The organism is Rossellomorea vietnamensis NBRC 101237 (assembly GCF_001591825.1).
GTDB lineage: Bacteria > Bacillota > Bacilli > Bacillales > Bacillaceae_B > Rossellomorea > Rossellomorea vietnamensis.
This window is the reverse complement of sequence record NZ_BCVQ01000073.1, coordinates 1-13883: the sequence shown is the minus strand read 5'-3', so window position 1 is coordinate 13883 and position 13883 is coordinate 1. Positions and strand designations below refer to the sequence as shown.

Genomic DNA, 13883 nt, shown 5'->3' with positions numbered 1-13883 from the left:
GGGAAAGGTAAATGCTTGGTCCCCGTGGTGACGAACTAACATCACCCAATAGCGCAGAACAGATTGATCAACCCCCACTTGATTGGCAAGATCTCGATAACTAACGAGTTCATTAAGATAACGTTTAGCAGCTTTCAGTTTAGATTCTTGAGTAAACTTGGCCATACGTGCTGGCACCTCCTATTGTTGATTGGGGTGTCCAACAATAGGGGTGCAACTCACTTGCCCTGTGGGGTCTCAACTTTCCCCCTATTCCCGTCGGAGTCGAGCACCTTCCGCTACAATCAACTTCTAAGCTAACTTTCTTAAAAAGAATATTAATATTGATCTGTACCATAATCTTATATAATTGGTGGGTAATTATTTTATTTCCCCTTGCCTTCTTTTATACCCCGCATTGTACAATACCAAATAATTAAATTCCCGGTGGATAGTCATTAAGATTTTTATTGATCGTCATAAGTCTGTCAGAATATAGAATTACAGAGTGGATTGAAGCGGAAGGCAACTTACTCCTGCGGGAAATAGAGGAAAGGTCGAGACCCCGCAAGGCTTTAGCCTGAGGAGGCTCGACTTCCTCCCCGAGGAAAGAAGGTGTGTGCAGCGAAAAGGAACGGTCCATATTCACGCCACGGCTCGTCCAAAGGGTAAAACAGGAAGTGAGTGAAACAATGGCTATATTGATTTTAAGATTAAGCTTTAAATAAAGGTGTTGAAGGGTAGTTTATATAATATAGTATACAAGGTTCATTCTCTATGAAAGGGAAGTGATGGGATGAGTGGTAAATGGGTGTTCGCCTTACTGTTGGGAGGTTTGTTGCTGGGTGGATGTGCTGCAGACGATGGGAAGAACGACCAGGATTCTACTGAAGTCAATTCGGATGTCCCTGCTGCCGAAACGGACCAGCCTGCGAGCAAGATCGATGTTCTCGCCAACGATGAAAAGATCATAGAGATGCTAAAGAAGACCGGGGTCATAGCGGAAGACGCTACACATGAAGAGATTGAGAAGGCACTTCAGAAATACCTCCAGGATAAAAACAATGACCAGCTCACCAATGAAAAAGAAAAGAAAAAATACATTGATGAAATCAAAAAGAAGATTCAAGAGGGCAGCTAGAAACGGGAAACGGGCAAGGGTGAACAAACCCCTGCCCGTTTCTTCATGAGATTAGCGCATGACGCTGCCCCCTGAAATTTTGACTGACTCCCCGACAATGTTTTCCGCAGCATCGCTTAATAGATAGACGATGGTGTTTGCGACTTCCACAGGGGAAGTTAATCTTCCTGAAGGAATGCTGCCCTTTGCGATCTCCAGTTGTTCCTCATAGCTTCTGCCTTCCCGCTCCCCTTTGGATTTGATAGCGTTTCGACCCATCTCTGTATCGACATATCCAGGGCAAATGGCGTTTACTCTGATACGGTGCTCGATCGCTTCATGGGCAAAGGCCTGTGTGAACCCTGTCACTGCAAACTTGGACGCACTGTAAGCACTGTTTCCGTGGGTGCCTCTCAGTCCGGAAAGGGAAGAGATGTTGACGATCGCTCCTTTTTCTACGCCCTTCATTTGGTTATAGACGGCCTGGGAAAGCTGGACCAGTGAGAAGTAGTTTAGCTCCATGATTTTTCGTACATCTTCTTGTGATAGTTTCTCCACCAGGTCACCGCCGCCTATCCCGGCTGAATTCACGAGACCTGTGATGGGGCCATTCTGTTCTCTTGCCGCAGTTAGAAGCTGTTCGCGGTCTTCCGTACTTGTCAGATCCGCTTTATAGAGGAAGACCCTGCCCGGATCCTGACAGTCTGCTTTCAGCTCACTCAGCTTTTCTTCATTCCTCCCTGTAATCGTCACCCTGGCGCCCGCTTGAACGGCTACTTTCGCCGTTTCATATCCAATGCCGCCAGTGGCACCGGTGATGAGGATATGCTGATCTTTCAACGTGCTTTCATGAAAAAGGAAACTCATTCTATTACCTCCTTGTGATGTATAGTACGTTTTTACCCGATGGGGGGAGGCGGGAAACGGAAGGGGGCCGTTTTGAAAATAAAATTCCGTTTTTGAGAATATAAGGTTGAGATTTGAAAATAAAAATAGATTTTTGATAATAAAAGTAGTGGGATTGAAAATAAACGTTGGGATGGACAATTGAAAACACCTGAACCCTCGCTCAATGCCGAATTACCGACGGAATTTGGCTCACATATTGTAATATTTTCACATCTTTTGACTAGTTTTATCACTAGTATTTACAATATTCAGACTAATTGATATGATCAGCTTGTTCTTCAAAAAGAACGAATCTAGTACTCTATCAATTTACAGGGGTGAATCAGTTGAGGAAGAAAAAATCGGCATTAAAAGTTTTGACAAGTATCACGGCCACCACCATTGTTGCTTCCACATTGTTTGCAGGTAGCGTGGCCGGGTCCAGGGTCGTACCTGCGGCGGCTAAGGACACTACGATAGAATCGGCACCGATTGATTTAAACATTATTAACGAAGACCGCTTGGCAAAGGCGCTACAGGATAAAGGAGTCATCTCAAAAAATGCCTCTTCTTCAGAAATTCAGAAAGCAGTAAAAGAGTACATAAACAAGAAAAAGAATGTGAAAGGGACGAAAACGTCCGAAACCACAAAGCAGGATGAAATGGATAAAAAGACAAAAGACTTCCTAAAAAAACAAAAAAATAAATTGATGAAACAGCTTGAAAAAGGTCATGCCAACTTCAAAAAGGGGAAGCCTACCGAATCTGTAAAAGTAGATTCAGCGAAACAGGCTAAATACAAGGGGGATGTGCGTACAGATAAGGTATTAGTACTCTTAACCGAGTTTGCTGACTTCAAGCATAATAACGTTGAGCAAGAAGAAGGTTACATGTACTCCGATGATTTCAATAAAGAGCATTATGAAAAGTTAATGTTCGGAGATAAAGATTTCAAATTGTTTAATGGTGAGAAAGTAAAAACCTTTAAGCAATTCTATGAAGAACAGTCCGGAGGTAGCTATACGTTGGACGGTACTGTATCTGAGTGGTTATCCGTGCCTGGAACGGCAAAAGAGTATGGTGATGACAATCCAAATGGGGGACATGATAATTTAGCACCAAAAGGTCCTCGTGATTTGGTTAAAGATGCATTGAATGCAGCAGTGGCATCTGGAATGGATTTATCCCAATATGACGTTTTTGACCAATACGATCTCGATGGAGACGGCAACCAAAACGAGCCTGACGGTCTAGTGGATCATCTGATGATCATACATGCCGGAACGGGACAAGAAGCTGGCGGGGGTGCTCTGGGTGATGACGCGATCTGGTCTCACCGCTGGGTAGTAGGGAATAGTCCGTATAAAGTGCCAGGAACCCAAGCGGCCGTACCATACTGGGGTGGACAAATGGCAGCGTTTGACTATACCATCCAACCAGAAGACGGAGCGGTCGGAGTCTTTGCCCACGAATTCGGTCATGATTTAGGCTTACCGGATGAATATGATACCCAGTATTCCGGCCAAGGTGAGCCAATTGCTTCCTGGTCCATCATGAGTGGCGGCAGCTGGAATGGTAACATTGCAGGAACGGCGCCGACAAGCTTCTCTCCTCAGAATAAGGAGTTCTTCCAGAAGACAATGGGTGGAAACTGGGCCAATATGACTGAAATAAATTATGAAGATATCGATAAAAATGGGCTGGCTACAATTATTGATCAAAGTGTAACGAAATCAAAGAACCCAGGTGTTGTAAAAGTTAATCTCCCCCAAAAAGAAGTAAAGGGAATTCAGCCGGCATTTGGTGAGAAGTATTATTATAGTACGAAGGGTGATGACCTTCATACGACACTGGTGTCTCCTGAGTTTGATTTGACGGGTGCGACAACGGCTTCGCTTGATTTTAAAACCCTTTATGATATCGAGTATGACTATGATTATTTGTATGTCACTGCTGTAACGGAAACGGGTGAAGAGATTGAGCTGGACGTATTAGGTAATGACGATACAGACGGGGATGCCCGTGCGGAATCCACTAAGGGTCAATGGGTTGATAAATCATACGATCTAAGTCAGTTTGCGGGCGATAAAGTGAAAATCTTATTTGAGTATGTAACAGATGGCGGTCTTGCCCTTGATGGCTTTGCGATGGATAATGCAACATTGAAGATAGATGGTAATGTAGTCTTTACAGACGATGCGGAAGGTGAACCGAAATTTACAACAGACGGCTTCGTCGTTTCCAACGGTTTTGATACAAAAGACCACTATTACTATCTCGAATGGAGAAACTATGCAGGATCTGACAAAGCATTAGCCTTCTCCCGCGGAGTAAAATATAATACTGGATTAGTCGTCTGGTACGGTGACGACAGCTTCACGGACAACTGGGTAGGTGTTCATCCGGGTGAAGGATTCCTTGGAGTTGTTGATTCCCATCCGGAAGCGATCTTAGGAACGAGAAACGGTGCTCCTTCGACCTATCAAAGTACCCGCTACCAAGTAGCAGACGCGGCCTTCTCGTTAGACAAGGCACCTGATTGGTATATCGACTCTCCATCCCGTGGGATCTTTGATTACAAAGGACTGGCTGGAGTACGTGCCTTCGATGATTCGAAAACATACATGAACAATTTAATTCCAGATGCCGGACGGAAAACGCCAAACTATGGACTGAAATTTGAAGTCATTGGCGAGGCGAAAGACAATACTGCCGGTGCAGTTTGGATCCACAAATAATAAAGAGAAGCGACCTTGGAAATCTCTCCAAGGTCGCCTTTTTTTTACGCTTTCCCGATTCCGTTTACAATCATTTGCACCGTCATTTCGATCTCTTTTTCATCATTCCATTCGGCTTCAGGAAGGAAGAGGTACCTGACCAAGAGCAGTCCAAAGATGCTTGAGGCTGAAAATCGTACGACTGCGTGTGAAGGCATGTCGATGATCTGTCCTTTTTCTTTATAATGATCAACGAGCTTCACGAATTTCTCGAATACCTTTTCGCCGATATGCTCCCGAAACTGTTCTTTAAGCTCGGGATGAAAGGGTATTTCTTGTATCAGAATTTTAAAAGCGGCCATGTTCTCTTTCAAAAATTCCTGCCGGTTCAGAATCATCGCTTTCAAGAAATCTTCATAGCGCTCATATTTCGCATCGAGGACCTTATTGAGATCCCGGATCACAAAAGGTGCGATCAGTTTAGCCATCGTCGGCGATACAATCGAAAGAAGCAGGTCCTTCTTCGTTTTATAATGGCGGAAGATGGTTCCCTCTGCGACGCCCGCCTTTTTGGCGATTTGACTGGTAGAGGTAGAGGCATAGCCCTTTTCGGAGAACATCTCAATGGCTGCCTCCACAATTTTCTGCTGTTTATCCGTCAGTGTTTCTTCCTGGTCGAATAACTGTTTGAATATATTTTTTTCTTCAGACATTTTTAAACCCCTAACTTGTCGTTCATTCCTACCCTATATTTTACGGTATTTTCGGAGGGCTGCAACATTAAGGACGATAAAGAGTAGAGAAAAACCGATCAGCACGGATAGATTCAAGAGCAGGTCCCCGAATGAATAGCCGCGGATCATGACGTCCCTTAATGCATCAGCTGCATAATAAAGCGGGGTGATGGGCCCGATCCAGCTCAGCCACTCGGAAATGGTATCTAAATTGAATAATCCCGAGAAGAAAATCTGAGGAACCACGACGATCGGAATGAACTGCATCATCTGTAATTCATTTTTAGCAAAAGCGGACAGCAATATTCCGAGAGTAAGAGCGGTGAACGATAACAAGACGATGATGATCAATACGTTGAAAAAACTCCCTTTCATCATCATGTCCAGGATATAAATCGAGTACCACGAAATCAAGGATGCCTGAAGGAGCGTCACGATCCCGAAGCCGATGACGTAACTGACGACCATTTCCCAGATTTTAATGGGAGAAGCAAGCAATCGCTCAAGTGTCCCCGTCGTTCTCTCTCTTAAAAAGGAGACTCCACTTATTAAAAAGACGAAGAAGAAGACGAAAAATCCAAGGAGGACGGGCCCAAAGGAGTCAAACATCTCCATATCCTTACTCCCGTGCACATACTTCACTTCATCGGTCAGGTTTTGTGAAGGAGATGGGAACAAGGTCTGGATCTTTTTCATGACGGCCCCATTGACAGTGGGATCGCTTCCTTCGATGACGATCGATGGAGAAGTGGGATCTTCAAATGAAATATAGCCATCCAGTTCACCACTTTTAATGTCCTTCAATGCTTTATCGGGACTTGGATAGTCTTGAAAATCCTCTGTATTAACCTTCGCCTCCAGCTGTTGAGGCAGATCCACGATGGCGACCTTTGCGTCATAATCCTCAGAGTTAAAAACAAGCGACAGCATGCTGAGGATCAGGAGTGGGGCCAGGAACATCAAGGCCAATGTGCGTTTATCCCTGAGTAGCTGCTGAAGGATACGGATGACAAACCCTCTAATTCTCAACGGAAACACCTCCATTTTTCAAAAAGACATCTTCAATTGAAGTGACTCCGTACGTTTCTTTAATCCCGGCAGGCGTGTCGCTTGAAATGATTTCCCCATGCTGAAGGAGACCGAGTACATCGCATCTTTCGGCTTCATCCATGACATGGGTCGTGATGATCAGCGTCCTGCCTTCTTCTTTCAGGCGGTGAAAGCTGTCCCAGATTTCTTTTCGCAGGACGGGATCGATCCCGACGGTCGGTTCATCAAGAAAAAGGACTTCAGGGTCATGAAGGAGGGCGATGGCGAGGGAGAGTCTTCGTTTCATCCCGCCTGAATACTGATGGACCGGCTTGTTCAGGTGTTCCAAAAGATCAACGGTGTTCATCACTTTTTCGATTTGCGCTTTTCGTTCATTTTTCTTTAATCCATACAGGGAGGCCATGAATGAGAGGTTTTCTCTGGCCGTCAGCTCATCGTACAGTGCATCGGATTGAGCCATATAACCGATGTTCGGGTACAGGTCTCTTGCTTTCAGTTTGTTTCCTTTATAGCTGACACTGCCGGATGACGGCGTTTCAAGACCAATCATCAGCTTGATTAACGTCGTTTTCCCAGAACCGGAAGGGCCTAATAAACCATAGATCTTCCCTTTGGGGATGTTGAGGGAAACATTTTTGAGTACCTCCTGAGAGCCGAATGACTTCGACAGATTCTTTAGTTGGAGGATGGAATCCATATGCATCACACCTTTCAAAATAATGAGTGATTACTCACTTATAATATAATCTATGTACGTTCTTTTGTAAAGTGAGTAATCACTCACTACAAATATATTCTCTAAATTTATTTATAGAAGAGGACAATAAAAAAAGAGCTTGAGCCATTGGCTCAAACTCTTTTCAAAAGATTATTTCACGTTGTCATTTTCCCATTGATAGCTCCAGAATCGTTCAACGGTGACCCATTTCAATGATTCAGGGTCATTCTGCTGAATCCCTTTTTCAAGATCCTTCAGCATCCAGGCCGTTTGGGAGATGTGCGCCTTCATGGCACCGATTTTTTGGTCTTTCACAGGTGTGATATCAACAAAGATATCGGGTTTGCCCAATTCTTCCTCACAATTCTTTGAGAATGCCAGGCAGTGAAGCTTCGGTCTTGATTCTTTCGGAAGGCGTCTGACGGCCCGGACGACGGCTCTGGCGGTTGCTTCATGATCCGGGTGGACGGAGTAGTCCGGGTAGAACGTGATGATGAGGGACGGATTTAATTCCTCGATCAGCTCGGTCACCATGTTTGAAAGCTTTTCATCATTTTCAAACTCAAGGGTCTTATCACGGTAACCCATCATGCGAAGATCCTGTATCCCCATCACATCGGCAGCTTTTTGCAGCTCTTTTTTCCGGATTAAAGGAAGGGATTCCCGTGTCGCGAATGGCGGGTTCCCTAAGTTCCTTCCCATTTCCCCTAATGTGAGGCATGCATAGGTAACGGGCGTGCCATTGTTCACGTGGGTGGAAATGGTCCCTGATACACCGAATGCTTCATCATCCGGGTGAGGGAAGATGACCAGTACCTGTCTTTCTTTTTCCATTTTGACCTCTCCTTTATTTATAGGTTGAAGTAGTTTACTTGAAAGGGGTCGGACTGATTTCAAGGGCAACGGCGAGTTTCCCGTCCCCGCCATGTCCAGCGAGCAGCAGGCGTCTCTGTTCATCGAATTCATAATGAGTCAGACCCTCGGCATAGATCCAGCCGAGTTCGATTTTCAGGCCGACACGGTAAGGTCCGTCCCCGATGATTTTTCCGTGCTCATAGTTCACTTTCGCGTTGCGTATATAGGCTCCCGCGGAGAAGAAGCCTTCATTGAAATGTGAAGCGTAGGCTCCATTGGTGGTTTCTAAATGTATATAAACGTCCTGACGGGCAAGCTGGGTGATGATTCCCTGCACATCGGCAATCTTGATTAGTTCCATTCTTTTTCCTCCTTAAATACAGAAAAGACTCTTAACCATTATGTACTATCTTACTAAAATTCATGAATGAATGCGAAAAGTATGATTGAGGAGGCAGGGGATGCGCGAGTGGAGAGGTCCGTCCCTCAAAAAAAGTGCCAGGCACGAAAGAGTTGATTTGTGCCTGGCACTTGGCCGGGAAAGAATTATTTATTGAAGCGGTTGTAAGCTCCGTGCATGACGGGTCCCACATATTCGTTCAGTTTGAAGCCGTGTTTGATGGCTGCAGTGACGAAGGATTTGGCGTTTGTGACGGCTTCTTTCACGTCTTGTCCATTGGCAAGGTTTGCGGTGATGGCTGCCGCAAACGTGCATCCAGCCCCGTGGTTATACGTCGTGTCCACTTTTTCTTCTTCAAGCAGGGTGAATTCATTCCCGTCAAAGAATAAATCCAATGCTTTATCGTGCTTTAATTGCTTTCCGCCTTTGATGACAACGTTTTTCGCTCCCAGGTCGTGAATCTTCTTGGCTGCTTCTTTCATTTCATCAATCGTTTTGATCGGACCCGTCTGAGCAAGCTGCCCAGCTTCAAACAGGTTAGGCGTTACAACGGTCGCACGCTGCAAGAGATGTTCTCTCATGGCGTCAGTGGTTTCAGGGTGGAGGACTTCATCCTCGCCTTTACATACCATGACGGGGTCAATGACCACTTTATTTAATCCGAATGCATCGATTTTTTTTGCTGCAAGCTCGATGATTTCAACGGTGCCAAGCATACCTGTCTTCATGGCATCCACTCCGACAGACAGTACCGTTTCCAATTGTGCTTCCAGTGTATCGATGGACAATGGATGGACGTTGTGGTGCCAGTGATTGTTCGGATCCATGGTCACAACGGTCGTGAGAGCTGTCATACCATATACGCCGTGCTCCTGGAATGTTTTAAGGTCGGCTTGGATCCCGGCGCCTCCGCTTGTGTCGGATCCGGCTATTGTAAGTGTCTTTTTCATGGCTGCATTCCTCCTGTGAGTTCGTTTCATTGTAAAAGTCTGACTAAAGAATATAATATCGGACGGTTAAATACAAATCCTTTTGACTATGGATGACGACAAAAAAGACGCCGGATGAAAATCCATCGACGTCTTTACGGTAGCTGTTAGACCAACTTAGAAAGGTTTCGCATTATTATTCGTTGCTTCTTTGGAAGCCACGATGACAAGCTTGCCTTTATCAAGTTCTTCCTCATAGGCATCGGCTTCTGCCTGATTCATCCCTACAGCCTTCATTTTCGAACGCAGTTCATCTCCGCGGCTGTTGAACATATTCCCCATGGATTCAAGAATTCCCTGCTCCTTAATACCGGTTGATTCCGTATTTGTTGCTTCGGTGATGTGTTTAGAGCGATGCTTGTCATGAGCGAATACGTAAATATCATCTTTCGTGTAGCCTTCACTGGTGAACATGTCAATTTCCTTTTTAGCTTCTACTGCATTTTCAACTGTTTGAACCTTGTACATGATCATTACCTCCATGTTTTTATGTCTTGTCCCTTCTTTTCCCGGTAGGATTAACTTCAAACTTTCCAAAATATAGAAGTATAATAATTGTTTCCAAGATTCTACATTATTTCCTATAATAGAAGAGAGGAAGGTGAAGGATTTGACAAGTCAATACAAGAAAATACAAGAAATGGAAGCGATTTTGGAGGATTTGAAGGCGACTGAAAGACAAACCAGTGCCTCTTTGGTCATTGAAAATAGAAGCAGCAGGCGTCGGGGATGGACCAACACATTCCTGACTTTTTGGAAAAGGAAAGTCGTACTCTTTCTATTATTGTTCTTGCTAGTGGTGGGAGGAGCAGCGATAGGGGTTTATTCCTTGTTATCGGGCTCTACTTTTACAGAAGAAAAGGGTTCATTTGTAGAACGGATTCAAGAGATGAGTTCACTGGCTACGGCTCAAGGATTTGTGAAAGCTGTGATCGAGCAGGAAGATAATCAATTATTCGGGAAAGAAATCAATGCGGACCTTCCCGGTACGAAACGGAAGCTTCTGATGGTGGTGCCCGGGACTGTTCTTGCAGGGGTCGATTTACAAGGAATTGATGAGAAGGATATAGTAGTAGATGAAGAGAAGAAAGAAATTCAATTAACACTGCCCCGCGCTGAAATCCTTCAGGAGCCGTCGATTGATACGGACAATATTAAAACTTTCTCTGTAGAAGGGATCTTCCGGAATGATGTGGATTGGAATGAAGGGTTTGCCCTTGCGGAAGTGGCGAAGGATCAAATCAGTCAGGAAGCGATTGAACAGGGGCTCCTTTCAGCGGCTGAAAAAAATGCTGAAAAGTCATTGAAGGGCTTCTTTGAGCAATTAGGATACGATGTGACGATTGAATTTCAAAACTAGAAAGGGTGTCTTCAAGTGTCGGCGATTTTTCAAAATGATTGGGCACGCGTTCTGGAAGATGAACTTCAAAAGGAGTACTACCGGGATTTACGTGAATGGCTGAAAGGCGAGTATCAAACGAACCTCACTCATCCACCCATGCACGATATTTTCAACGCGTTTCACTATACAGCCTATGAGGACGTAAAAGTTGTCTTATTGGGGCAGGATCCGTATCATGGGGCAAATCAGGCAGAGGGGTTGAGCTTTTCAGTGAAAAAAGGGGTGAAAATCCCTCCCTCCCTGCGAAATATGTACAAAGAGCTTCACGATGACATGGGATGTCCGATTCCCGAACATGGCTCATTGGTGAAATGGGCTGAACAGGGTGTCCTCCTTTTAAATACCGTGCTGACCGTCGGGGACGGCAAGGCCCATTCCCATCGGGGGAAGGGGTGGGAACGGTTCACCGATCGAGTCATTTCCATATTGAATGAACGGGAGAAGCCGGTGGTGTTTTTGCTATGGGGGAAGCCTGCCCAGGCAAAGCAGTCGTTGATTGATTCTACCAGGCACTACATCGTCACGGCTCCCCATCCAAGCCCGTTATCGGCCCACCGCGGTTTCTTTGGAAGCAGACCGTATTCAAAAACGAACGGGTATCTTCGTGAACAGGGAATGGATGCGATCGACTGGTGTATAGAGTAGGGATGTTTCACGTGAAACACTGAGGGAGGAAGCTTTGTGAAAAAGGAAGAAAGGATCAACTGTTTTCAATGCCAGTATTTTTATACCACGTGGGAGCAGGCTCATCCGCGGGGATGTAAGGGCTACGGATTTAAAACAAAGGCGATGCCTTCCCTTGTGGTTTTTCAATCCTCCGGAAGTCCATGCATGAAATTCAAGGCAAAACAAAGATGATATTTGCGAAATCCTTCAATAAGAATTAGGATAAAGACGTACATACTGTAGACCTTGTGGAAGGAGTCAATCATTGTGAATATCCCACATCAATCATTAATCAAGAAAATCGAACATGAACTCGGTAAAGCGAAGTCTGCTGAAAAGTCCCAGCAGATCCGTGAGCATGTTTATTCAATAAAAGCACTATGTGAAGTATTGCTGGAGGAGAACAACGGAACATCCGCTGAAAGCACGTATTCCCAACCTCAGCAAACCATGCCGTATTTCCAGGAATCACAGCCGGTTCAGAAGCCCGTTTCCATTCAGAAGGAAGAGCCTCTCGAAACGGATGACGGAGCAAATGGCAATTCTTTATTTGACTTTTAACCTAGGAGGATCAACATGAAAACATTTATCATTATCGGTGCCATCAACGCCTTTTTATCCGTGGCACTTGGAGCTTTCGGAGCCCACGCATTAGAAGGGAAGATCTCACAGAAGTACATCGATACGTGGAATACAGGGGTCCTTTATCAAATGTTCCATGCGATCGGGATCATCATCGTCGGAGTGCTGATGGGGAATGTCACGCCGACATCGCTGCTTTCCTGGTCAGGCTGGCTGATGCTGATCGGAACGATTCTTTTCTCTGGAAGCCTTTATGTACTGAGCATCTCAGGAGTGAAGATCCTTGGGGCGATCACACCGCTTGGAGGAGTCAGCTTCCTCGTCGCCTGGGTACTCTTGATCGTATTCGCAGCGAAAACGTTATAAATAAAAAAGATACCCTGTCAGGAAGAGGATTTCCTGACAGGGTATTTTTTTAGCGTTGGGAATAGCTTTGCATGGAGCCTCCAGCACCGTATGGATATTCATACTCGATTTCTTCATCAAATGTGATGTAATCAAGATAAATCATCGGAATGAGGTACCGTGTACCGGTTTGCGGGTCGCTCAGGATAAGGTGATCCCGACCGGCGGCTTCAATGATCCCCTTGAACACCTTCGCATTCCATTCCTTATTGTTTTCAAACGTCGTATAAACCGTTGCGACTTTTCCTTTATTCAACCTGAGAATATTCTCGATATACGACTCTTCAATCGGAAGCATTCCCGGAACATTTTGAGAAGGCGCCGGGGCATTCGTAGGGGAAGGAATCTGATACCCTCCACCACCTTGACCTTGCTGCTGGGGATAGTATTGTCCCTGACCTTGCCCACCACCGTAATACTGACCATAAGGATTATAAGCAGATTGATTATACCCTTGATACGGGTTTGATTGGTTCGCCAAACCGAATACCTCCTTTAAGTAAGATTAATATACTTTCGGACAATCACCTTGAGTGGGTTGATAGAAACAGTGGGATTTGAATCGTCCCGCATTGGACTGGTTATACCACTCGGCAGGGCAATTCCCGGCGGGCTTAAAGAACCAAAGGGAGTAAGATGCAGGGTGATATCTGCCGCCTTTAATGGTCTTTCGCGCCAAATCGATCTCTTTCTGCCGGGCCCGCTGATAAAAATAGCTTTTCTGGGTGGCCTCGAATCCACCAGGGCTTTGAAACACCATGTCCTGAAGATTCGCCAGTTTCTTGAAGTCAAGGCAATCGGATCGGACCCGGTTCACCCCGACGTTCCCTACCATCAGCATTCCTTGTTGTCCTTCACCCTCGGCCTCAGCCCTCATCAATCGAGCCAGGAGCTTTACTTCCTTCTCGTTATAAGGAATAACAGCCATCTTCCCACCTCACTTTAGGAGATGCTATGTCTCACTATTTCATGTCTATGTTGTGTGGGAATAATATATTCTTGTGTTTTTTGAATGGGGGAGGGGGAATGGGTTGTTAAAATAAGTGTTTGATTGGAAGGTGGACCGTTCCTTTCCGCTTCAGGCACTTGCTTTCCGGCGGGGAGGAAGTCGAGCCTCCTCGGGCAAGCCCTGCGGGGTCTCGACCTTTCCTCTATTCCCGCAGGAGTCAAGTGCCTTCCGCTTCAATCCACTCTGTGCTTTTACTTATGTAGTGCTTTCTTTACCCCTCACACAACTTTATGAAAGGTGTGACAAAGCTTACAAATGGGGGAAGAACGTCTGAAAGAAAATAGCCGTTCTTCTAAAGGAGCCAAAATCAAATGCATTTTGAAAATGCTGTTATCTCAAATAAAAACTCCTACTTGGAAGTTGATTGAA

Annotated in this window: 17 protein-coding genes; 6 read left to right on the top strand and 11 right to left on the bottom strand. The window is 45.3% G+C overall.

All coding sequences use genetic code 11. The features are described 5' to 3' along the window. On the bottom strand, positions 1-165 hold a 165-nt coding region (locus BVI01S_RS23300; RefSeq protein ID WP_156477371.1), incomplete at its 3' end, for a transposase. A gap of 610 nt (positions 166-775) precedes the next feature. On the opposite strand from BVI01S_RS23300, the gene BVI01S_RS20860 reads away from it, so the two are divergent. Next, positions 776-1120, top strand: a complete 345-nt coding sequence (locus tag BVI01S_RS20860; protein WP_061811437.1) for a hypothetical protein — start codon at positions 776-778, stop codon at positions 1118-1120. A 51-nt stretch (positions 1121-1171) separates the two neighbouring features. Here BVI01S_RS20860 and BVI01S_RS20855 read toward each other — a convergent pair whose 3' ends face one another. Beyond that, the gene (locus BVI01S_RS20855) at positions 1172-1966 is read right to left on the bottom strand and encodes an SDR family NAD(P)-dependent oxidoreductase (RefSeq protein WP_061811436.1); all 795 of its coding nucleotides are present in this window, start codon (positions 1964-1966) and stop codon (positions 1172-1174) included. A gap of 368 nt (positions 1967-2334) precedes the next feature. Here BVI01S_RS20855 and BVI01S_RS20850 point away from each other — a divergent pair, with 368 nt between their 5' ends. Next, complete coding sequence (locus BVI01S_RS20850) at positions 2335-4725, top strand: immune inhibitor A domain-containing protein (protein WP_061811435.1); 2391 nt, start codon at positions 2335-2337, stop codon at positions 4723-4725. Between the two features lie 44 nt (positions 4726-4769). Here the strand turns inward: BVI01S_RS20850 and BVI01S_RS20845 are convergent, their stop codons facing one another. The 7 genes from BVI01S_RS20845 to BVI01S_RS20815 form a co-directional block, all read right to left on the bottom strand. Then, positions 4770-5417 carry a TetR/AcrR family transcriptional regulator gene (locus BVI01S_RS20845; RefSeq protein ID WP_061811434.1) on the bottom strand — a complete coding sequence of 216 codons (648 nt, stop codon included), beginning with the start codon at positions 5415-5417 and terminating at the stop codon, positions 4770-4772. A 33-nt stretch (positions 5418-5450) separates the two neighbouring features. Continuing rightward, positions 5451-6467, bottom strand: coding sequence for an ABC transporter permease (locus BVI01S_RS20840; protein WP_061811433.1), 1017 nt, complete (start codon positions 6465-6467; stop codon positions 5451-5453). Then, entirely contained in the window at positions 6457-7185 is a 729-nt protein-coding gene (locus tag BVI01S_RS20835; protein WP_061811432.1) for an ABC transporter ATP-binding protein, read from the bottom strand. Before BVI01S_RS20835 ends, BVI01S_RS20840 begins: the two co-directional genes overlap by 11 nt. Positions 7186-7356: 171 nt before the next feature. Next, positions 7357-8040, bottom strand: coding sequence for a bacillithiol biosynthesis deacetylase BshB2 (bshB2, locus tag BVI01S_RS20830; protein ID WP_034765006.1), 684 nt, complete (start codon positions 8038-8040; stop codon positions 7357-7359). Between the two features lie 34 nt (positions 8041-8074). After that, on the bottom strand, positions 8075-8422 hold the full coding sequence (locus tag BVI01S_RS20825; protein ID WP_061811431.1) for a YojF family protein: 348 nt from the start codon (positions 8420-8422) through the stop codon (positions 8075-8077). Between the two features lie 185 nt (positions 8423-8607). Next, positions 8608-9411, bottom strand: coding sequence for a pyridoxine/pyridoxal/pyridoxamine kinase (gene pdxK, locus BVI01S_RS20820; protein ID WP_061811430.1), 804 nt, complete (start codon positions 9409-9411; stop codon positions 8608-8610). A gap of 156 nt (positions 9412-9567) precedes the next feature. Further along, entirely contained in the window at positions 9568-9918 is a 351-nt protein-coding gene (locus BVI01S_RS20815) for a YflT domain-containing protein (RefSeq protein WP_034765014.1), read from the bottom strand. A gap of 133 nt (positions 9919-10051) precedes the next feature. On the opposite strand from BVI01S_RS20815, the gene BVI01S_RS20810 reads away from it, so the two are divergent. The 4 genes from BVI01S_RS20810 to BVI01S_RS20790 all read left to right on the top strand — a co-directional run bounded on the left by BVI01S_RS20810 (position 10052) and on the right by BVI01S_RS20790 (position 12466). Then, positions 10052-10810, top strand: a complete 759-nt coding sequence (locus BVI01S_RS20810) for a DUF4230 domain-containing protein (RefSeq protein ID WP_244886965.1) — start codon at positions 10052-10054, stop codon at positions 10808-10810. Between the two features lie 15 nt (positions 10811-10825). After that, positions 10826-11497, top strand: a complete 672-nt coding sequence (locus BVI01S_RS20805) for a uracil-DNA glycosylase (protein ID WP_061811429.1) — start codon at positions 10826-10828, stop codon at positions 11495-11497. Positions 11498-11785: 288 nt separating this feature from the next. After that, a complete protein-coding gene (locus BVI01S_RS20795) occupies positions 11786-12079 on the top strand; it encodes a YwdI family protein (protein ID WP_061811428.1) in 294 nt (97 codons plus the stop codon). A 15-nt stretch (positions 12080-12094) separates the two neighbouring features. Further along, complete coding sequence (locus BVI01S_RS20790; RefSeq protein WP_034765025.1) at positions 12095-12466, top strand: DUF423 domain-containing protein; 372 nt, start codon at positions 12095-12097, stop codon at positions 12464-12466. 49 nt (positions 12467-12515) lie between these two features. On the opposite strand, the gene gerQ is transcribed toward BVI01S_RS20790, so the two are convergent. Both gerQ and BVI01S_RS20780 read right to left on the bottom strand, forming a co-directional pair. Then, entirely contained in the window at positions 12516-12986 is a 471-nt protein-coding gene (gene gerQ, locus BVI01S_RS20785; RefSeq protein ID WP_034765028.1) for a spore coat protein GerQ, read from the bottom strand. A 24-nt stretch (positions 12987-13010) separates the two neighbouring features. Beyond that, positions 13011-13433: a cell wall hydrolase gene (locus BVI01S_RS20780; RefSeq protein WP_034765031.1), complete on the bottom strand. Its 423-nt coding sequence runs from the start codon at positions 13431-13433 to the stop codon at positions 13011-13013. Positions 13434-13883 lie beyond the last annotated feature (450 nt).

Bases quoted from the DNA above. Each gene is read 5' to 3' on its own strand.
- BVI01S_RS20860 (WP_061811437.1), top strand. From the start codon at position 776: ATGAGTGGTAAATGGGTGTTCGCCTTACTGTTGGGAGGTTTGTTGCTG.
- BVI01S_RS20855 (WP_061811436.1), bottom strand. From the start codon at position 1,966: ATGAGTTTCCTTTTTCATGAAAGCACGTTGAAAGATCAGCATATCCTC.
- BVI01S_RS20845 (WP_061811434.1), bottom strand. From the start codon at position 5,417: ATGTCTGAAGAAAAAAATATATTCAAACAGTTATTCGACCAGGAAGAA.
- BVI01S_RS20835 (WP_061811432.1), bottom strand. From the start codon at position 7,185: ATGGATTCCATCCTCCAACTAAAGAATCTGTCGAAGTCATTCGGCTCT.
- bshB2 (WP_034765006.1), bottom strand. From the start codon at position 8,040: ATGGAAAAAGAAAGACAGGTACTGGTCATCTTCCCTCACCCGGATGAT.
- BVI01S_RS20825 (WP_061811431.1), bottom strand. From the start codon at position 8,422: ATGGAACTAATCAAGATTGCCGATGTGCAGGGAATCATCACCCAGCTT.
- pdxK (WP_061811430.1), bottom strand. From the start codon at position 9,411: ATGAAAAAGACACTTACAATAGCCGGATCCGACACAAGCGGAGGCGCC.
- BVI01S_RS20815 (WP_034765014.1), bottom strand. From the start codon at position 9,918: ATGTACAAGGTTCAAACAGTTGAAAATGCAGTAGAAGCTAAAAAGGAA.
- BVI01S_RS20790 (WP_034765025.1), top strand. From the start codon at position 12,095: ATGAAAACATTTATCATTATCGGTGCCATCAACGCCTTTTTATCCGTG.
- BVI01S_RS20780 (WP_034765031.1), bottom strand. From the start codon at position 13,433: ATGGCTGTTATTCCTTATAACGAGAAGGAAGTAAAGCTCCTGGCTCGA.